Annotated in this window: 18 protein-coding genes; 7 read left to right on the top strand and 11 right to left on the bottom strand. The window is 70.4% G+C overall.

From position 1 onward, the window contains the following. Positions 1-102 precede the first annotated feature (102 nt). Entirely contained in the window at positions 103-1,506 is a 1,404-nt protein-coding gene (locus Vse01_RS07160) for an NAD(P)H-quinone dehydrogenase (protein WP_093406644.1), read from the top strand. Here Vse01_RS07160 and Vse01_RS07155 read toward each other — a convergent pair. Together Vse01_RS07155 and Vse01_RS07150 are read right to left on the bottom strand one after the other, a co-directional pair. After that, on the bottom strand, positions 1,440-2,165 hold the full coding sequence (locus Vse01_RS07155; protein ID WP_093406230.1) for a DUF998 domain-containing protein: 726 nt from the start codon (positions 2,163-2,165) through the stop codon (positions 1,440-1,442). The two genes, Vse01_RS07160 and Vse01_RS07155, sit on opposite strands and share 67 nt — an antisense overlap. A 106-nt stretch (positions 2,166-2,271) precedes the next feature. Then, a complete protein-coding gene (locus tag Vse01_RS07150; protein ID WP_093406233.1) occupies positions 2,272-2,886 on the bottom strand; it encodes a DedA family protein in 615 nt (204 codons plus the stop codon). Positions 2,887-3,371: 485 nt separating this feature from the next. Between Vse01_RS07150 and thrS the strand changes: the two genes are divergently transcribed. Next, positions 3,372-4,592: a threonine--tRNA ligase gene (thrS, locus tag Vse01_RS07145; protein ID WP_093406235.1), complete on the top strand. Its 1,221-nt coding sequence runs from the start codon at positions 3,372-3,374 to the stop codon at positions 4,590-4,592. 132 nt (positions 4,593-4,724) lie between these two features. Here the strand turns inward: thrS and Vse01_RS07140 are convergent, their stop codons facing one another. Beyond that, positions 4,725-5,171, bottom strand: coding sequence for a DoxX family protein (locus Vse01_RS07140; RefSeq protein ID WP_093406238.1), 447 nt, complete (start codon positions 5,169-5,171; stop codon positions 4,725-4,727). Positions 5,172-5,257: 86 nt separating this feature from the next. Between Vse01_RS07140 and Vse01_RS07135 the strand changes: the two genes are divergently transcribed. Beyond that, positions 5,258-5,842: a TetR/AcrR family transcriptional regulator gene (locus Vse01_RS07135; RefSeq protein WP_093406240.1), complete on the top strand. Its 585-nt coding sequence runs from the start codon at positions 5,258-5,260 to the stop codon at positions 5,840-5,842. Positions 5,843-5,870: 28 nt separating this feature from the next. Here the strand turns inward: Vse01_RS07135 and Vse01_RS07130 are convergent, their stop codons facing one another. Both Vse01_RS07130 and Vse01_RS07125 read right to left on the bottom strand, forming a co-directional pair. Next, a complete protein-coding gene (locus tag Vse01_RS07130) occupies positions 5,871-7,310 on the bottom strand; it encodes a GuaB1 family IMP dehydrogenase-related protein (protein WP_093406243.1) in 1,440 nt (479 codons plus the stop codon). Positions 7,311-7,324: 14 nt separating this feature from the next. Then, the gene (locus tag Vse01_RS07125; RefSeq protein WP_093406245.1) at positions 7,325-7,921 is read right to left on the bottom strand and encodes a LysE/ArgO family amino acid transporter; all 597 of its coding nucleotides are present in this window, start codon (positions 7,919-7,921) and stop codon (positions 7,325-7,327) included. 71 nt (positions 7,922-7,992) lie between these two features. Here Vse01_RS07125 and Vse01_RS07120 point away from each other — a divergent pair, with 71 nt between their 5' ends. Next, positions 7,993-8,889 (top strand): LysR family transcriptional regulator ArgP, encoded by an 897-nt coding sequence (locus tag Vse01_RS07120; protein ID WP_093406248.1) that lies wholly within the window; start codon positions 7,993-7,995, stop codon positions 8,887-8,889. Between the two features lie 17 nt (positions 8,890-8,906). Here the strand turns inward: Vse01_RS07120 and Vse01_RS07115 are convergent, their stop codons facing one another. Continuing rightward, positions 8,907-10,658, bottom strand: a complete 1,752-nt coding sequence (locus tag Vse01_RS07115; protein WP_093406250.1) for an acetyl/propionyl/methylcrotonyl-CoA carboxylase subunit alpha — start codon at positions 10,656-10,658, stop codon at positions 8,907-8,909. 185 nt (positions 10,659-10,843) lie between these two features. Between Vse01_RS07115 and Vse01_RS07110 the strand changes: the two genes are divergently transcribed. After that, complete coding sequence (locus tag Vse01_RS07110; RefSeq protein WP_093406253.1) at positions 10,844-11,803, top strand: ATP-binding cassette domain-containing protein; 960 nt, start codon at positions 10,844-10,846, stop codon at positions 11,801-11,803. A 17-nt stretch (positions 11,804-11,820) separates the two neighbouring features. Further along, a complete protein-coding gene (locus Vse01_RS07105) occupies positions 11,821-12,576 on the top strand; it encodes an ABC transporter permease (RefSeq protein ID WP_093406255.1) in 756 nt (251 codons plus the stop codon). A 182-nt stretch (positions 12,577-12,758) separates the two neighbouring features. Here Vse01_RS07105 and Vse01_RS07100 read toward each other — a convergent pair whose 3' ends face one another. From Vse01_RS07100 to Vse01_RS07080, 5 genes are all read right to left on the bottom strand, one after another. After that, positions 12,759-13,412 carry an O-methyltransferase gene (locus tag Vse01_RS07100; protein WP_093406257.1) on the bottom strand — a complete coding sequence of 218 codons (654 nt, stop codon included), beginning with the start codon at positions 13,410-13,412 and terminating at the stop codon, positions 12,759-12,761. 9 nt (positions 13,413-13,421) lie between these two features. After that, positions 13,422-14,078: a Maf family protein gene (locus Vse01_RS07095; protein ID WP_093406259.1), complete on the bottom strand. Its 657-nt coding sequence runs from the start codon at positions 14,076-14,078 to the stop codon at positions 13,422-13,424. 104 nt (positions 14,079-14,182) lie between these two features. Further along, a complete protein-coding gene (locus Vse01_RS07090; protein ID WP_232511301.1) occupies positions 14,183-15,361 on the bottom strand; it encodes a S8 family serine peptidase in 1,179 nt (392 codons plus the stop codon). 1,351 nt (positions 15,362-16,712) lie between these two features. After that, on the bottom strand, positions 16,713-17,219 hold the full coding sequence (locus tag Vse01_RS07085; protein WP_093406264.1) for a hypothetical protein: 507 nt from the start codon (positions 17,217-17,219) through the stop codon (positions 16,713-16,715). Positions 17,220-17,329: 110 nt separating this feature from the next. Then, positions 17,330-17,542 (bottom strand): acyl-CoA carboxylase subunit epsilon, encoded by a 213-nt coding sequence (locus Vse01_RS07080; RefSeq protein WP_093406267.1) that lies wholly within the window; start codon positions 17,540-17,542, stop codon positions 17,330-17,332. Between the two features lie 91 nt (positions 17,543-17,633). Between Vse01_RS07080 and Vse01_RS07075 the strand changes: the two genes are divergently transcribed. Then, the coding region (locus Vse01_RS07075) for a serine/threonine-protein kinase (RefSeq protein WP_239104270.1) at positions 17,634-19,157 on the top strand (1,524 nt) is incomplete at its 3' end.

The raw sequence follows: 19,157 nt of genomic DNA, 5'->3' as shown, positions 1-19,157 counted from the left end.
ATGACGATAGCCCGGTCGGCGCGTGGGGGAGAATACGACGGTGCGTGTCGGACGCGTCGGGGAGAAGAAAGTCACTGTGAGCATGGAGGAAGGGCGGTCGTGGTGAGCCGGATCGTGATCATCGGCGGGGGGCCGGCGGGCTACGAGGCGGCACTGGTGGCGGCGCAGTTGGACGCCGACGTGACGGTCGTGGAGGCCGAGGGCGCCGGCGGCGCCTGCGTGCTGTCGGACTGCGTGCCGTCGAAGACCTTCATCGCCAGCTCCGAGGTGGTGACCGGCTACCGCGACACCGAGGTGTTCGGGGTGCACTCCGACGGCCTGGAGGCGGTCACCGTCGACGCCCAGGCGGTCAACGACCGGGTCAAGCGGCTCGCCCTGGCACAGTCCGCCGACATCCACGCGAAGCTGGTCAAGGCCGGGGTCACCTTCGTGTCCGGGCACGCCCGCCTCGGCGAGGACACGCTCGGGCACACCCACCGGGTGATCGTCACGCCGGACGGTGCGGAGGCCGCGTACGCCGTCGACGCCTCCACCGTGCTGATCGCCACCGGTGCCACCCCGCGCCAACTGCCCACCGCGCTGCCCGACGGCGAGCGCATCCTGACCTGGCGACAGGTCTACGACCTGCCCGAGCTGCCCGAGCACCTGATCGTGGTCGGTTCCGGTGTCACCGGTGCCGAGTTCGCCAGCGCGTACCTCGCGATGGGGGTCGAGGTGACCCTGGTCTCCAGCCGCGACCGGGTGATGCCGCACGAGGACGCCGACGCCGCGCAGGCGATCGAGCGGGTCTTCCGGACCCGGGGCATGAGCATCCTGAACAACTCCCGAGCCGAGAGCGTCCGGCGCACCGGCGACGCTGTCGAGGTCGAGCTCTCCGACGGTCGGACGGTCTCCGGGTCCCACGCGTTGATCGCGGTCGGATCGATCCCCAACACCGCCGAGCTGGGCCTGGCCGAGTACGGCGTCGAGCTGGCCCGGGGTGGCTACGTGACGGTGGACCGGGTCTCCCGGACCAACGTGCCCGGCATCTACGCGGCCGGCGACTGCACCGGGGTGCTGCCGCTGGCCAGCGTCGCCGCGATGCAGGGCCGGATCGCGATGTGGCACGCGCTCGGTGAGGCGGTCCGGCCGCTGCGGCTGCGTACCGTCTCCGCGAACGTCTTCACCGACCCGGAGTTGGCCACGGTCGGGGTCTCGCAGGACGAGGTGGACGCCGGCAAGGTGCCGGCGCGTCAGGTGATGCTGCCGCTGGGCGGCAACGCCCGGGCGAAGATGGACGAGATCCCGGACGGTTTCGTGAAGCTGTTCTGCCGACCGGCCAGCGGCCAGGTGATCGGCGGAGTGGTGGTCGCACCGAAGGCCAGCGAACTGATCATGCCGATCACGCTGGCCGTGGAGAACAACCTCACCGTCAACGAACTGGCTCAGACCATCACCATCTACCCCAGCCTCTCCGGCTCCGTCACCGAAGCGGGTCGCCAACTGATGCTCCACGAGCTGGAGTAGGCGGCGACCACGGTGAGCAGGCCCACCTCGGCGACGATGAGGGCTCGTTCGATCAGCCCGTAGTAGGCGCGGTCGCCCGGGTAGGCGGACCAGGCCATCGCGACGGCCAGCAGCAGGCTGGTCACGGTCAGGGCGCGCAGCCAGCGCCCGGCACGGGTGCCGGCGGGCAGCCGGGCGGCGAGCAACCAGCCGGCGATCGGCAGCGCCAGGAACGCGACCACCGAGGCGTACCGGTGCACGTAGGCGGCCGTGTCCATCTCGGTACCCGGCGGGTTGGTCGGCACCAGGCCCGAGACCAGCAGCCCGCCCGCCCAGACCGCCAACAGCCACTCGGCGGCCCGACCCCGGCCACCGTCGCTCGTCGCGGTGCCGAACGCCCTGCCCGCCTTCGGCCCGACGGCCCGCCGCGTGGCGGTGACGGATCGCGGACCGCCCGGCGGGCTGAGCCGACCGAGCGTCGGGATGAGCACGGCGGAGGCGGCGGCGAGCAGCAGCATGGCGATGTGGATGATCTCGCCGGAGTCGGAGACGGCGTAGTCACTGACGGTCAGGCTGACCGGGTCGAGGTCGCTGACCCCGGCATGACCGATGACGGTGAACACCGCCGCGAGGACGATTCCACCGAGGGCCAGTGCACCGCTGTTCCGGATTGCAGGCATGCTTCAGCCTGTCGCCGCGGGCACCTCAGGCGGATCCGGGACGAGCACCGAAATCCGACCCCGGGACCACCCCGACCGCCCATCCGGATTTCCCCGGGTGTCCGCACTAGTCGACGGGCGTCTCGGCCGGGGTCGAGTTCAGCCGTGCGGTGACGGACGCCAACGCCCAGCCGGCCAACGCGAAGCCGGCGGCGGCCACCGCCGCGACCACCACCATCCGCCAGCCGGAACCGGTCAACGCCGCCCCGCCCAGGTGCCCCACCAGCCCGCCGTAGGACGCCCAGCCTCCGGCCGCGATGCCGGCAGCGGGCAGAAAGTGCCGCACCGGGTACCGGCTGCGGCCGGCGGCGAAGCAGGCGGCCATCCGGCCACCCGGCACGAAACGGCAGAGCAGAATCATCATCGGCCCGGGACGGCGCAGGCCCCGGGTCAGGCGCCCGGCGATGCCGCGGGCTCGACCAGTCCCCACCGACCGAACCGGCCGGCGTCCCGACGCGTACCGACCGAGCAGGTAACAGGCCAGATCCCCGGCGAGTACGCCGAGCGCGCCGACGGCGACGGTCGTCGGCAGGTTCAGCCCGCCGTACACGGTGAGTGCGCCGCCGGTGAGCATCAGCAGCTGGGTGGGTACCACCGGCACGAAGGCGTCCACGGCCAGCAGGGTGAAGAGCGCGAGGTACGCCAGTTGGGGCGATGCCACCTGGGTGAGCAGTTCGGGCACCGGGCCACCTCGCGGAATTCTCCGAATGGACGTACCGAGCCTGACGCGGTGTCCGGGGTCACCCGCAACCGGCCCTGGCCGGCCGTGACCACTGACACCTCGCCCGGGAGGCGGCGGGCCACCGATCCCACCGCAGCATATCGATGAAGGTTGACGGCGAGGCGCGGTCGCCGAAATCTCCTCCAGCGGCGTACCGTTGTCGGCGCGCGGCCCGGCGAGCGTCGGGTCCCCCGTTCCTGACGCCCGGGCCGCCGCCGGGCCGCTGGCAGGTCCCGTGCCAGCGGCCCGGTCAAATGAGGTGCGGCGGCGCGCGGAGCGGGCGTACGCTCCGCGCATGTGCAGTGCGCTGCTGACGACGACGCCGGGGAAGCCTGGCGCGCCGCACTGACGTCTTCGTCTACCGAGTGCCCCGGGCGATCCGCCCGGGGCACTCGTGCGTCATGGGTCAGGGGTCGTGTCGGGGCGTACGACCAAGGAGCCCTGACATGATCGACCACCGCCGGCTGGGCCGGGACCTGGACCTGTTCGCCACCGACCCGCTCTCCGGTGCCGGCCTGCCGATCTGGCTGCCGGCCGGTGCCGCCGCCCGGCATGCCGTCGAGGAGTACCTGCGTGATCTGGAGCGCCGGGCCGGCTACCAACAGGTGTACACCCCGCCGCTGGGACGACGGGAGCTGTTCGAGGTCTCCGGGCATCTCGGTTACTTCGCCGCCGAGATGTTCCCGGCGATGCGACTGGGGGAGGGCGACGACGAGGTGATGCTCCGTCCGGCGCTCTGCCCGCACCACGCCCTGGTCTACCGGTCCCGTGGGCGTTCCTACCGGGAACTGCCGCTGCGCGTCTCGGAGATCGGGGGAATGTACCGGGCGGAACGCTCGGGAGTACTCGGCGGACTCTCCCGGGTACGCGCCATCACCCTCAACGACGCGCACAACTTCTGCGCCCTTGAGCAGGTCGGCCAGGAGGTGTCGGAGATCCTGCGGCTGATCCGGGCCGCGCACGCGGCGCTGGGCGTACGGCCGGCGGGCGTACGGCTGTCGCTGCGCGGGTCGGGGGAGAAGTACGTCGGCGACGACGCGCAGTGGGCGCGGGCCGAGGACCTGCTCCGCGCCGGCCTCGACGGGGTGCCGTACACCGAGGCCCCGGGGGAGGCCGCCTTCTACGGCCCGAAGATCGACATTCAGGTGCGGGACGCGGCCGAGCGTGAGTACACCCTCTCCACCGTTCAGCTCGACTTCGACAAGCCGGAGCGTTTCGACCTGTCGTACACCGACGCCGATGGTGAACGACGGCGTCCGGTGATGGTGCACCGCAGCCTCGCCGGCAGCATGGAGCGACTCTTCGCGTACCTGATCGAGGTGCACGGGGGCGCCTTCCCGCCCTGGTACGCCCCCGTGCAACTGGTCGTCCTGCCGGTCGGCGACGGTCAGGCCGACGCCGCGGCCGACCTGACCCGGCGGGCCACCGAGGCGGGACTGCGGGCCGAGGTCGACCACAGCGGGTCGCTCGGTGCCCGGGTACGCGACGCGGTGCGCCGCCGGATTCCGTACGTCGGCGTGCTGGGCGCCCGGGAGGCGGCCGACGGCCGGGTGGCGTTGCGGTTGCGGGACGGCCGCTTTTTGCCGCCGCAGTCGGCGGCCGAGGCGATCGGACTGATCGGCGCGGTGGTGGCCGCTCGCTCCGGAGACCTGCTGCCGGCCCGCTGAGACCGACGGTCGCGGTCGGATCCAGTTGACGGACCGACCGCGACCGCGACCGCGGCGGCGGGTGGCGGTGGGCGCCGGCTCACGGTCCGACCGCGACCGCGACCGCGACCGCGGGTGGCGGTGGGCGGCGGCTCACGGTCCGACCGCGACCGCGACCGTGGCGGCGAGGAACACCAGTTGCAGCGCGGTACGGACGCCGAGCGGAGTGACCGGGCGTCCGGCCAGGGTGAGCCGGCGGCGGGCGGCGGAGACGTTCGCCGGGAACATGGCCAGCAGCAGCAGGGCCAGCCCGGCGGCGGCCCAGCGGGCGGTGGCCGGCACGAGCAACCCGACCGCCCCCGCGAGTTCCAGCACCCCGGTCACCGTGACCAGCAACTCCGGGCGTGGCAGCCGGGGCGGCACCATGGCGATCAGGTCCTGCCGCCGAGGGCCGACGAAATGCACCATCCCGGTCATGACGAACATGAGCGCCAGCCCGACCCGCAGCGCCGGATGCCATCCGTCGAGCGCGGCGATCCCGGCCAGACCGACCAGCCGGGCGAGCGCGGTGCCGGCGACCAGAGCGATCAGCGGAGCCATCGATACCTCCCTCAACTGCAAATCTTGTCGGTGTCAAGATTGCCCCCGGACACCGTATCTTGTCAATGACAAGATAAGCTTGGGTGATGAGCGACACCCGCGGCTACCACCACGGCGACCTGCGCCGCACCCTGCTCACCGCGGCCGTGCAGGCGATCGAGGAGTCAGGTCCGGCGGCGCTGAGCCTGCGCGATCTGGCCCGCCGGGCCGGCGTCTCGCACGCCGCACCGGCACACCACTTCGGTGACCGTGCCGGCCTGTTCACCGCGATCGCGGTGCAGGGTTTCGACACCCTCGCCGACGCGCTCACCCGGGCCGGCGACGAGCTGCTGGATCTCGGCGTGGCGTACGTGAAGTTCGCCGTCGGGCATCGCGCTCACTTCGAGGTGATGTTCCACCCCGATCTCTACCGGACCGACGACGCCGAACTGCGGGCCGCCCGGGAACGTTCCGGCGCCGTCCTGCGCGCTGGACTGGCGCACCGGTCCGGCCGTCCCACGCCGGCCGCCGACGGGCCGCAGGAAGACGTGCTGGCGGCCTGGTCGATCGTGCACGGCTTCGCCACCCTCTGGCTGGCCGGTGCACTCCCCGCCGGGTTGGGCGAGGACCCGGGTGACGCCGCCCGGTCGGTGATCCGGCATCTCTTCATACCGGCCCCGGGCACCGACTGACGACGTTCAGTCGGTGCCCGCCCCGACCTCACCAACTGGTCGGCAGCGGCATTCCCTCGGTGTAGCCGGCGGTGCTCTGGACGCCGATCAGCACCCGCTCGTGGAACTCGTCGAGGGTGCGCGCACCGGCGTAGGTGAAGGCGCTCCGCACTCCCGAGATGATCTCGTCGATCAGGTCCTCCACGCCGGGACGGACCGGGTCGAGATACATCCGGGCCGACGAGATGCCCTCCTCGAAGATCGCCTTGCGGGCGCGGTCGTAGGGGCTGTCGTCGCCGGTCCGCGCGCTGACCGCCCGTGCCGAGGCCATGCCGAAACTCTCCTTGTAGCGCCGGCCCTCCTCGTCGGTGAAAAGGTCACCGGGGGACTCGTAGGTGCCGGCGAACCACGAGCCGATCATCACGTTGGACGCCCCGGCGGCCAGCGCCAGGGCCACGTCCCGCGGATGCCGCACCCCGCCGTCAGCCCAGACGTGGCGGCCCAGGGCCCGGGCGGCCGCCGCGCAGTCCAGTACCGCCGAGAACTGCGGCCTACCGACCCCGGTCATCATCCGGGTGGTGCACATCGCGCCCGGACCGACCCCGACCTTGATGATGTCGGCACCTGCGTCGACCAGATCGCGTACCCCGTCGGCGGTGACCACGTTGCCGGCCGCCACCGGCACGGCCGGGTCGAGACCGCGTACCGTCCGCAGGGCCGAGATCATCCGCTCCTGGTGGCCGTGGGCGGTGTCCACGACCAGGGTGTCCACCCCCGCCTCCAGCAGGGCCTTCGCCTTGCCCGCCACGTCGCCGTTGATGCCCACCGCCGCCGCGATCCGGAGTCGGCCGTGGGCGTCCACCGCCGGCCTGTAGAGCGTCGCCCGCAGCGCGCCGGGGCGGGTGAGTACGCCGACCAGCCGGCCCGCGTCGTCCACCACCGGCGCCAGCCGCCGCCGGCCCGCCGAGAGCCGGTCGAAGCCGGTACGCGGATCCGCGTCGACGGGCACGGTGTGCAACTCGGTCGACATCACGTGCCGCAGCTGGGTGAACCGGTCCACGCTGACGGTGTCGGCCTCGGTCACCACCCCCATCGGACGGCCGTCGTCGTCCACCACGATCACCGCGCCGTACGCCCGCTTGGGGAGCAGATGGATGGCGTCACCGACGGTGTCGTTCGGGCCCAGCGCGATCGCCGTGTCGTGCACCAGGTGTCGCTGCTTGACCCAGGCGACCACCTCCGCCACCACGTCGATCGGGATGTCCTGCGGGATCACCGCGATGCCGCCGCGTCGGGCCACCGTCTCGGCCATCCGCCGGCCGGCGACCGCCGTCATGTTCGCCACCACCAGCGGGATGGTGGTACCGGTGCCGTCGCCGGTGGCCAGATCCACGTCGAGCCGCGAACCCACCTCCGAGCGGGCCGGAGCCATGAAGACGTCGTTGTAGGTCAGGTCGTAGCCGGGATTCACACCGTTGAGGAACCGCACCCGGCCATCATTGCTCAACCGAGCACCAGTGCCACCGCCACTGCGATCATCACCACCGCGATCACGCCGTCGAGCACCTGCCAGACCCGCCTGCGTGCGAGCAGTGGCGCGAGCCGGTACGCGCCCGCACCGAGTGCCGCGAACCAGAGCACGCTGGCCGTTGTCGCGCCCACACCGAACAGCCACCGGTGCGGGTGCTGCTGGGCGATCCCGCCGAGCAGCAGCACCGTGTCGAGGTAGACGTGCGGGTTGAGGTAGGTGAAGGCGAGGCAGGCCAGCAGCGTCGGGCCGAGCCGGGCCGGTGGCCGGTCGGCCGGCGCGAGTACGGCGGGACGCAACGCCCGGCGGGCGGCGAGTGCCGCGTACCCGAGGAGGAAGGCCGCCCCACCCCAACGGATCGCGGTGAGCAGGACCGGACGTCCGGCCACGATCGAGCCCACCCCGGCGATGCCCACGCCGATCAGCAGCGCGTCGGAGAGTGCGCAGGTCAACACCACCGGCACCACGTGCTCCCGGCGCAGGCCCTGACGCAGCACGAAGGCGTTCTGCGCGCCGATGGCGACGATGAGGGCGATGGACAGGGAGAAACCGGCAACGACGGAGGTGAGCATGTGACCGACGGTAGAAGCGCCTCGTTTCCTGAGTCCAGCTAAAGATTCTTCATCTGATTAAGGTCAGCTACATGGACGGTCTCGACTCCACCCAGCTCCGTACGCTCGCGGCCATCGTCTCGGAGGGCAGCTTCGAGGCGGCGGCCCGGCTGCTGCACGTCACACCTTCGGCGGTCAGTCAACGGATCAAGGCGCTGGAGGAGACCGTCGGGCAGGTGCTCGTCCGCCGCCACCGGCCCTGCGACGCCACCGAGGCCGGCCGCCCGCTGTTGCGCCTGGCCGGCCAGCTCGCGTTGCTCGAACGGGAGGCGCTGGCCGACGCTCGGGGGCCGCTCGGCGGCGACCGGGGACGCACCCGGGTCGCCATCGTGGTCAACGCCGACTCGCTCGCCACCTGGTTCCCCGCCGCGCTCGCCCGGCTGCCCGACCAGCCGGAGTTGTCCTTCGACATCCGGCAGGACGACCAGGACCACACCGCCGAACTGCTGCGCGCCGGCACGGTCACCGCCGCGGTGACCGCCCAGCGCGAAGCGGTGCAGGGCTGCCGGGTACGCCGGCTCGGCGCGATGCGCTACCGCGCCCTGGCTGCACCCGCGCTGGCGGACCGCTGGTTCCCCGACGGGTTGACCCGGGCGTCGGCCGCCGCCGCGCCGGTGGTGGTCTTCGACCGCAAGGACCGCATCCAACACCGCTTCCTGCGTACGGTGACCGGTCGCGCCCTGGACCCGCCCGTGCACTACGTGCCGTCGGTGCCGGCCTTCAACGAATCGATCCGGCTGGGGCTCGGCTGGGGGCTGATGGCGGAGCAGCTCGCCGACGCCGACGTGGCCGCCGGGCGCTGCGTGGACATCGCCCCCGGCCGGGTGCTGGACGTCCCGCTGTACTGGCAGCACTGGCGGCTCGACTCGCAGGTGCTGACCGCGCTGACCGCCGCCGTCTGCGCCGTTGCCGCGGAAACCCTCCGCTGACCGCCGCCCGTCACACCTCAGGCGATGGTGCAGATCGCCGCGCCGGCGGTGATCACCGCGCCGACCTCAGCCGACAGGCCGCTCACCGTACCGGCCTTGTGGGCGTGCAGCGGCTGCTCCATCTTCATCGCCTCCAGCACCACCACCAGGTCACCCTCGGCGACCGTGTCGCCGTCGGCGACGGCGATCTTGACGATCGTGCCCTGCATCGGTGAGGTGAGCGAATCACCGCTCGCCGCCGCCCCGGCCGTGGTCCCGCCACCCCGACGGGCGGGCTTGCGCGCGGCTGGCGCGGCAGCGACCGTACCGGCGCCGAGACCTGCGGGAAGGCTCACCTCCAACCGCTTGCCGCCCACCTCGACCACGACGGTCTCGCGCTCCGCCGGGCCCGCAAGAGCCCCGGCTGCGGCGGTGAACGGCGGCACGGTGTTGTCGAACTCCGTCTCGATCCATCGGGTGTGCACGCTGAACGGTTCGGCGGTGAACGCCGGATCGCGCACCACCAGACGGTGGAAGGGCAGCGCCGTGGCCATCCCCTCGACCACCATCTCGTCAAGCGCCCGGCGGGCCCGCTCCAACGCCTCGGTCCGGGTTTCACCGGTGATGATGACCTTGGCGAGCAGGGAGTCGAAGTTCCCCCCGATCACGTCGCCGGCAGAGATGCCGGCGTCCACCCGTACCCCGGGACCGGTGGGCAGCCGCAGCGCGGTGACCGTACCGGGGGCGGGCAGGAAGTTTCGGCCGGGATCCTCGCCGTTGATCCGGAACTCGATGGAGTGCCCGCGCGGGGTCGGGTCCTCGGTGAACCGCAGCTTCTCGCCGTCGGCGATGCGGAACTGCTCGCGGACCAGGTCGATGCCGGCGGTTTCCTCGGTGACCGGGTGTTCCACCTGAAGTCGGGTGTTGACCTCCAGGAAGGAGATGGTGCCGTCGTTGCCGACCAGGTACTCGACCGTGCCGGCACCGTGATAGCCGGCCTCCCGGCAGATCGCCCTGGCACTGTCGTGGATCTGGGCCCGCTGCGCGGCGGTGAGGAACGGTGCCGGAGCCTCCTCGACCAGCTTCTGGTGGCGGCGCTGCAACGAGCAGTCCCGGGTGCCCACCACGATCACGTTGCCGTGCTGGTCGGCGAGGACCTGCGCCTCCACGTGGCGGGGCTGGTCGAGGTACCGCTCGACGAAGCACTCGCCCCGCCCGAACGCGGCGACCGCCTCCCGGGTGGCCGACTCGAACAGCTGCGGAATCTCCTCCATCGTGCGGGCCACCTTCAGCCCGCGCCCACCGCCGCCGAAGGCCGCCTTGATCGCCACCGGCAGGCCGTGGTCGACGGCGAAGGCCATCACCTCGTCGGGGCTGCCGACCGGGTCGGCGGTGCCGGGGACCAGCGGGGCGCCGGCCCGCTGGGCGATGTGCCGGGCGGTCACCTTGTCACCCAGGTCGCGGATCGCCTGCGGGGTCGGACCGATCCAGGTCAGGCCGGCATCGATGACCGCCTGGGCGAAGTCGGCATTCTCGGAGAGGAAGCCGTACCCGGGATGCACCGCGTCCGCACCGGAGCGGGCGGCAATGTCGATCAGTTTGTCGATGCGCAGGTAGGAATCCGCGGCGGTGTCACCACCCAGCGCGTACGCTTCGTCGGCGAGCGTGGCGTGCAGGGCGTCCCGGTCCGAGTCGGCGTACACCGCGACGCTGCCCAGGCCCGCGTCCCGGCAGGCGCGGATGACCCGGACGGCGATCTCGCCTCGGTTGGCGATGAGTACCTTGCGCACCTGGTGGCTCCTCCCGGCGGGTTACTGACCGGGAGTTTATCGGGCACCCCGATGGCCCTAACGATCGCTCAGTGTGGGATGGCGCACTGTGCGGGCGCGGTAATTGAGCGGCGTGGTGTCGTACCGATGTGGTCGAGTGCCGGTGACGATGATGGCCGACAACGGCCACGAGCGGGGAGCAGGACATGATCGAGACCAGAGGGCTGCGGAAGTCGTTCCGCAGCCGGGCCGGTCGGGAGACAAAGACCGTCGAGGCGGTACGCGGTGTCGACCTGGACGTCCCGGCCGGTGAGATCTTCGGGTTCCTGGGCCCGAACGGTGCCGGCAAGACCACCACGCTGCGGATGCTGGCGACACTTATCGAGCCGGACGGGGGCCAGGCCACCATCGCCGGTGCCGACCTGCTCAAGGACCCGGGCGAGGTGCGTCGCCGGATCGGCTACGTGGCCCAGGGCGGGAGCACCTGGGACGAATCCACCGGCCGCGAGGAACTGGTGCTCCAGGCCCGGATGTACGGCATCCGCAAGACCGAGGCGCAGCGGCGGGCCGCCCGGGCGCTGGAGGCGTTCCAACTTGTCGAGTTCGCCGACCGCAAGTGCAAGACGTACTCCGGCGGCCAGCGGCGCCGGGTCGAGATCGCGCTCGGCATCATCCACGAGCCGAAGATCGTCTTCCTGGACGAGCCCACCACCGGCCTCGACCCGCAGAGTCGGGCACACATGTGGGACGAGATCCGCCGGCTGCGCGCCGACGGGATGACCGTCTTCATCACCACGCACTACCTCGACGAGGCCGACGCGCTCTGCGACCGCATCGCGATCATGGATCACGGCGAGGTGGTCGCCGAGGGTACGCCGGCCGACCTCAAGCGGGAGATCTCCGGCGACGTGGTCCAGGTCGGCCTGGACGTCACCGCCACCGGCGAGGCTGAGAAGCTGCTCGACGGCGAGGAGTACGTGAACCGGTTGGAGCTGCTCGACGAGGGCGGGCTGCGGCTCTTCGTCGACGAGGGCGCCACCGCCATCCCGCGGATCCTGCGCCGGGTCGACGCGGCCGGGCTCGACCTCAGGTCGATCGAACTGCACCGCCCGAGCCTCGACGACGTCTTCCTCACCAAGACCGGCCGCTCGCTGCGCGAGTCCTGACCCCATCCGGAGATCTCATGAAGCTCGCTCGCGACACCTGGCTGATCTTCCAACGGCAGCTGAATCTGCTGCTGCGCAACCCCGTGTGGGTCTTCGTCGGCGTCTTCCAGCCGGTGATGTACCTGCTGCTCTTCGCCCCGCTGCTCAAGCCCGCGCTGGGCGCGCCCACCCAGGCCGAGGCGTACAAGATCTTCGTGCCTGGTCTGCTGGTCCTGCTGGCCATCTTCGGTGGCCTGTTCCAGGGCTTCGGCCTCATCGCCGAACTACGAGCCGGGGTCATCGAACGCTCCCGGGTCACCCCGGTCAGCCGGCTCGCCCTGTTGCTCGGCCGGTCACTGCGCGACGTGGTGTCGCTGATGACCCAGGCCGTCATCATCACGCTGCTCGCGCTCCTGTTCGACCTGCGCGTGTTCATCGGTGACCTGCTGCTGGCGTACCTGATGCTCGCCCTGATCGCGCTGATGACCTCGGCGGTCTCCTACGGCGTCGCGTTGAAGGTGAAGAGCGAGGACGCCCTGGCTCCGCTGATGAACACGGTGGCGCAGCCGGTGCTGCTGCTCTCCGGCATCCTGCTGCCGCTCGCGTTCGCGCCGGGCTGGTTGCAGGGCGTCGCCAAGTGGAACCCGTTCTCCTGGGCGGTCGACGGCACCCGCGCCCTGTTCAACGGCGACATCGGCGACGACCGGGTCTGGCAGGGGCTGACCATCATCGCGATCCTCGCCGCCGCCGGCGTCTACTGGGCCGCCCGCCAGTTCGCCCGCAGCGTCCGCTGACCCCGTCCGCCCTGCCCCGCCCGCCCTGGCGGGCGGGCGGCCTCGCTCGGCCGGCTCCGCGGGCAGAGGCGGCCTCGCTCGGCCGGCTCCGCGGGCGGGTTGCGGCATGTTGGGGTCTCCCGACGGCGGGATGCCCCGACATGCCGCAACCGGAGCGCACTGACGCCCTCCGTCGTCGGTTGTCAGTGCACGTGGGCGAGGGTCAGCCCGTCGGCGATCGGCAGCATCACGGCATCCACCCGTACATCGGCCAGCACGTCCTCGTTGAACGCTGCGATCGCCCGGTCGTCGGCACTCTGCGGTGCCACCACCCGACCGTTACGCAGCACGTTGTCCACGGCGATCACCCCACCGGACCGCATCCGAGGCACCAACTCGGCCCAGTAGACTGGGTACCCGGTCTTGTCGGCGTCGATGAATGCGAAGTCCAGGTACCGTTCGTGCGGCAACTCACGCAGCGTGTCACCGGCTGGACCGATCCGCAGGTCGATCCGGTCGTCGACACCGGCCCGCGCCCAGTACCGGCGGGCAACGCTCGTGTACTCCTCCGAGATGTCGAAGCAGGTCAACCGCCCGCCCTCGGCCAGCCCCCGGGCGATCGCCAGCGACGACAGCCCCGTGAAGGTGCCTACCTCCACCGCCTGCCGGGCACCGAGCAGCCGGGTCAGAAACGTCAGAAAGGCAGCCTGTTCCGGCGCGACCTGCATCGACGCGTGCTCGGGAAGCAGCGCCAGCGTTTCCCGAGCCAGGTCGCTGATGACCTCGTCCGGCGGGGCGCCGTGCGCCACGAGGTATTGGTGCAGGTCGTCGGTGAGCGGAATCGACTTCAGCGTCATGCTCGGAACCTAACCGAGAGGATCGACGATCTGGTTACCAGGCGCGACCTTGGTCCACAGATCGGTGATCCGCAGATCCAATTCGGCTAGCAGATTCCGCAGCAGAGGCAGGGAGAGCCCGACGACGGTCCCTGGATCGCCCTCGATCCGCTCTACGAACGGCCCGCCCAATCCGTCGATCGTGAACGCCCCGGCCACCGCCAGCGGTTCACCGGTGGCGACATAGGTGGCAATCTCGTGGTCGCTGATGTCGGCGAAGTGCACCACAGTGGAGGCCACTGCCTCCGCGCGTCGCCCGGCCACGATGTCGACGAGACAGTGACCGCTGTGCAGCACCCCGCTACGCCCGCGCATCCGCTCCCACCGCCAGGTAGCGTCAGCCTCGTTGTCGGGCTTGCCGAGAATCTCTCCGTCGAAGGCGAGCACCGAGTCGCAGCCGAGCACAAGGGTGCGCTCATCGTCGGTCGGACGCAGCCGACCCAGTACGGCCTGCGCCTTGAGCCGAGCCAATTCGAGGCAGAGATCCTCCGCTCGTTCGGTCACCACGAGCGATTCGTCGACTCCGCTGACCAGCACGTCCGGTTCGATTCCGGCAGACTGGAGAGACTTGCGGCGGGCAGGGCTCGCCGACGCGAGCACAAGGCGAAGCGGCAGGGCATCAAGCACCCCGTCGACGTTACCGCCTGCCGGCGTACGCCACCCCACGCACCACCCGCCCACCCCCGGAGTCCGCTCGCGTGGGGTCCTTCCTAGCCACCCACGGCGACGTATCAGCGGGTGATCCGAGGCGGCGGATCATCGGAGCGGCGCCGATGACGAATCACCAGCGCCCAAGCGCCGCCCGCCGCGATCAGCACCCCCAGCGTGACCAGGCCGCGGACAGTCGCCGCCCGCCCCTCGTCAGCCGGCGGCCCATCAGCGGCCGCCGTGGTAGAGCCAGCTGCGTCCGGCGCGGCCGTCCGCACCGACCCAAAACCCCTCGGCGGTACGTCTGCCGTCAGCGCCGCCACCAGATCGATGACTCCGTAGCCGTACTGGTCATCCCGCCCCGGCGGCCCCTTGTCGATCGCAGTCGCAGTCAGCCGATGAGCCACCTCGTCAGCCGGCAGATACGGATACTTAGCCCGAATTAAAGCTGCCGCCCCCGCCACAATCGCCGCCGCCCCAGAAGTCCCTGTGCCTCTCGAGTAATGGCCGTCATAGCTCGTGCTGTATAAGTTGGCACCTGGTGCCGCCAAGGTTATCTCCGGGCCTGCGGCTGAGATAGAGTGGTGATTACCGTCCTGATCGATTCCGGCGACCGCAATGACGGCGGGATGCGAGGCCGGATAGCCCACTCTTGAGTCGCCAGGCTTATTTCCGACACTTGCTATGACTACTATATCTGCCGCAATGGCGGCCTCGATTGCCCGAATTAGCTTCGCGCTGGTGCCGCCTACGCTGGAGATGCTGATAATGTCGACTCCTTCGTCGACTGCAACATTGATCGCCTCGGCAAGTGCGTCTGGCTGGCCCGCTCCGTGTGCTGGCATGCAGAATATAGGGAAAATCTTGGCTTTCGGGGCAACGCCAAGGGCGCCGGTTTTGGTGCCCTTGCCGTGAGCTGCAATCAGCCCAGCCATTGCTGTTCCATGGCTGTCTCGATCCTGCCTGCCGTCGCCCTTTCCTCCGGGGATGACATCTGCGCCTATAAGCAGATTGTTCCGTAGATCGGGATGAGGAAATACTCCCGTGTCGGGTACGGCGACGACGGCACCTGCACCCTGGTTGATTTTGTGCGCCTTTTGGACCTCCAGATACCGAAGGTGCCACTGGTCATTTCGGATACGATCGGCGCCATCTAGTGTCGGCACCTCTTTTAAACCGAACGAGGGTGCGATCGGTGCCTGTAGAGTGCAAACTGTCGTGAAGAGCGATAGTACCTTGGTGAAGGAAGAGTAGCTTTTCACCGGTTCAGGCCGATGGCCGGGCCGGGATCGATCGGTCCATCGTCTTTTGGCGGCGTTACTATTGGTTCAACTCCACTTGCAGTTGCCCACGGATTGTCCGGATCCCACGATCGGGCACCGGTGTCGCCAGGGGTTGGTCGTGCCGATCTCCCCTGTCGTTCACTCATGCCTGTTACCTGGAGGGTGCCGGGTGGGCTACCGATGGGCGGAGGCAAAGGCACTCCCCCTAAACTTCTGCCTCCGCCTGGTCTGGAACCGGCTCCCCCGGTGGGGGCCGTTCCTGCTGCTCCACCGCCGATCAATCCACCGAATGGGGGAGTTGGCCTAGCGGGTGCATTGGGTGACGTCGGATGACCAATACCCGCGGCAGGTGAACCGCCGATTAGGCCGCCGGTTGGTGTCCCACGTGTCGAGTTTGATCCACCAGTTCTTGGTGGCTGTCTATCCGAAGTTATCTGAGTAGGTCGGCCATTCTCTAAGGGGTGGCCGTTGACACCCCAGAAGGGCGTCGGCCGCGGATCGGTGCCGGCTGTGAGGTTCGGCGGCGGTTCAGCAGTTAGGTTGGTAGGCGGGGAGTAATTTGAGGATGTCGAAGCTAAGACTGCCGAACCCAGGATGGGACCCGTTGTATGGGTTGCTCTAGCTTTCAAAGGGGGTGAACGAAATTGGCTTATGGCAGGCGACGCTGCCTTTGGGGGCGACATCGGAACAATTGGAGGAATGGCGGGGGGCTGGATGCCTGTCGCATACACATCAGGATCGCTCGTCTGGACGCTGGCCCGGGGGGTGGGGGGTGGGTGGCGGAGTTGGGTTTGGGCTTGTTGGAGTTCGGTGCTGAGGCCGTACATGATGTTGCGGGCTTGTGCGTTCAGCCGCTCCAGGTCGGATTCACTCACCGGGGGGTGGATGGCTCGGCTGGCGGCGGCGGCTTTTGGGTCGGCGGCGGTTTGTTCCCAGGATCGCTTCTGTTGCAGCTTGTCGGCGTACTCTTCGTGGATCTTTTGTAGTTTGCTTCGGCTGCTGGTGAGGGCCTGGGTGGCGGCGGACAGCGCGGTCTGGTTGGCGGTAGCGGCGTCGTGGGTGCGTTGGACCTGACTGATCAGCTCGTCGAGTTTGACGAGGTAGGCGTGGGAGGCGGCGTTGGTCTCGGGCGGCCATACCTGGGCCAGGCGTTCGCGGTACGTTCTCAGCCGGCCGAGATGCTGGCCGGCCAGCTCGGCGATTTTGCGCCAGCCGGCGACGTGTCGCCAGTGGTTGTCGGTGTGGTGGCCCTGGAGGCAGGCCCACATGTCTGCCACGTTCATCAGCTGCCACTCCGTCAGGCCGCCGCTGCGGCCGACGCCCGGTTCCCTCACGGCACCACCACCGGGCCAGTGTTGTCGGTGCCGGTCGGGTCGGCGAGCGATGGCGACGCCGCGACTGCCGGTGGCGGCGGGTCGGTCTGCCTGTGCGTCTCGTCAATGTTCGGTGCAAGCGGCAAACCATGCTGCTCGAGTGCTCGGTGGACGTCGGCGACGCGGGCGGCGGAGAAGGCGTCGGTGTCGGCGTACTGCTCGGCCACGAGCTTGGCGGCTTCCGCGAGGTGGCCGGTGGCGTCACCGACGCCCCAGACCGCGTTGGTCGTCGCCTGTTGGGTTTCCCAATGGGTACGCATGAAGTGCACCAGCTCGACGAACGCGTCGGCCGGGTTGGGCACGGTGGTGAGCATGTCGTCTGCGATGTACCGCAGGTACGGTGCGTAACTGCCTTCCACCTCGGCGCGGAGTTGCTCGGCGAAGTCTCGTAGCTGACGGATGTCGGCCTCGACGCCTGCGGAACCGCGTAGCCAGGACGCTTGTCGATCCTCCTCAGGGATCATCGGCCCTCCCAATCTGTCACGGGCTCGCTCCCCTGAGTGAGGTTAGACGGTGAACGCCCCTCCGGCAGCCCTGCCGCGTCCAGCAGCGCTGCCGCTGACCAGAGGTGGGTTCAGCGAGGCAGGCCGGAGTTGCGCCACGCGCCGGCACCGGGCGTCAGCGCCGCAACCGCCGGACGGCCGCTGCGCGTCCAGGCGGACGCCGGGGTCGGCGCGCGCCGGACCGTCGGGCGCGACCGCACGGCGATCACGCCGACCAACGCGGCCAGTTCCTCGGCGGTCGGCACGCCACGCACGACCCGGAACAGCGGCTCTTCGACAGACATGACCTCAGGGTACGCGGGGAGAAGCCGACCTTCGTCGCACAGTGGCGTGCCGGCGGTGTGACCGTCTGCGCTGCCGGGTACCGTCTCAGCGATGTCAGAAGCTGCCCCCCAACTCGTCGCCGACCGGTACCGGCTGCTCTCGCCGCTCGGTCAGGGCGGCATGGGTCGGGTATGGAAGGCACGCGACGAGGTGCTGCACCGCGACGTCGCGATCAAGGAGCTGGTTCCGCCGCCGGGCCTGACCAGCGACGAGCGCCGCGAGATGCGCGAACGTTCACTGCGCGAGGCACGCGCCATCGCCCGGCTCAACAACATCAACGTGGTACGCATTTTCGACGTGCTCCGCACCGACGGTGACCCGTGGATCGTCATGGAGTACGTGGCGTCCCGGTCGTTGCAGGACACCATCGCCGAGGACGGTCCGGTGTCACCGGCGCGTGCCGTGGAGATCGGTCTGGGCGTGCTGAACGCGTTGAAGGCCGCACACAAGGCCGGCATCATGCACCGCGACGTCAAGCCCGGCAACGTGTTGCTCGGCACCGACGGTCGGGTGGTGCTGACCGACTTCGGCCTGGCCACGATCCCCGGCGACCCGAATGTCACCCGTACCGGCATGGTGCTCGGCTCGCCCGCGTACATCGCGCCGGAGCGGGCCCGCGACGGCACCTTCGGCCCGGAGGCCGACCTCTGGTCGCTCGGTGCCACCCTGTACGCCGCCGTGGAGGGCAAATCCCCCTTCGCGCGACCCTCGGCGATCAGCACCCTGGCCGCGCTGGCCACCGAGCCGGTGCCGCCGGCCCGCAACGCCGGCCCGCTCAAGCAGGTGCTCGCCGGGCTGCTGCGCAAGGACCCACAGGAGCGGATCACCGCCGAGTCCGCCGAGCGCATGCTGCGCCGGGCCAGCGGCCGCCGGGCCCGGGGCATCTCACTTCTCGACGGCGTACGCCGGCCGGGGCCGAACGGACCGCGCGAGCCGCGCCCACCGCTGGTCCCTGCGCCACGCCCCTCCGGTGAGCGGCCGTCGACCCCGGTAACCCCACCCGCGCCTCGCACGCCAACCACGTCAGGGCTACTGGCCGGTGGTGCGGCGGCAACCGGTGCCGCAGCCGACAGTTCGACAGGTACCCAGCCCGGCTCGGACGCCGACCCGACGACGAAGGTCGCCGGTGCCGATGCCGCGCCGACGGCCAAGGTCGCCGGTGTGAGCGGTAGCTCCGGTGCCGACCCGACGGCGAAGGTCTCGCCGACCAGCCCGGTGGACGCCGCTCCGGACGACCTGGACAGCGGCCGGTCCGGTACCGCCACGTCGAACCCGGCCGGCGAACGGGACACCGCCCTGGCCGCCGCTGCGGGTACCGCCTCGACCGCTGGTGGAGCAGCCGGAGGGCCGGGGGAAGGCACCGCCGACGGGCAGGCCGTGCCCCCGAACGACCACACCGGATCGGACGCCACAGTCGGCGAGCGGACCGACCCGAGCCCGACGGGCCCGGGCGTCGACGCGACGGAGACCGGCGTAACGGCTGGCGAGGCTCACCCTGGGGACGCCGCGCCGGCAGGCCCGGCCGCGACGAACACCGACGCCACGGAGAGCACCGGCACGGCGGGCGAGCCCGCC

The sequence above is a fragment of the Micromonospora sediminimaris genome (genome assembly GCF_016863575.1).
Taxonomy (GTDB): Bacteria; Actinomycetota; Actinomycetes; order Mycobacteriales; family Micromonosporaceae; genus Micromonospora; species Micromonospora sediminimaris.
Note: the sequence above shows the minus strand (reverse complement) of the source record. Positions and strands in the feature narration are given on the sequence as shown.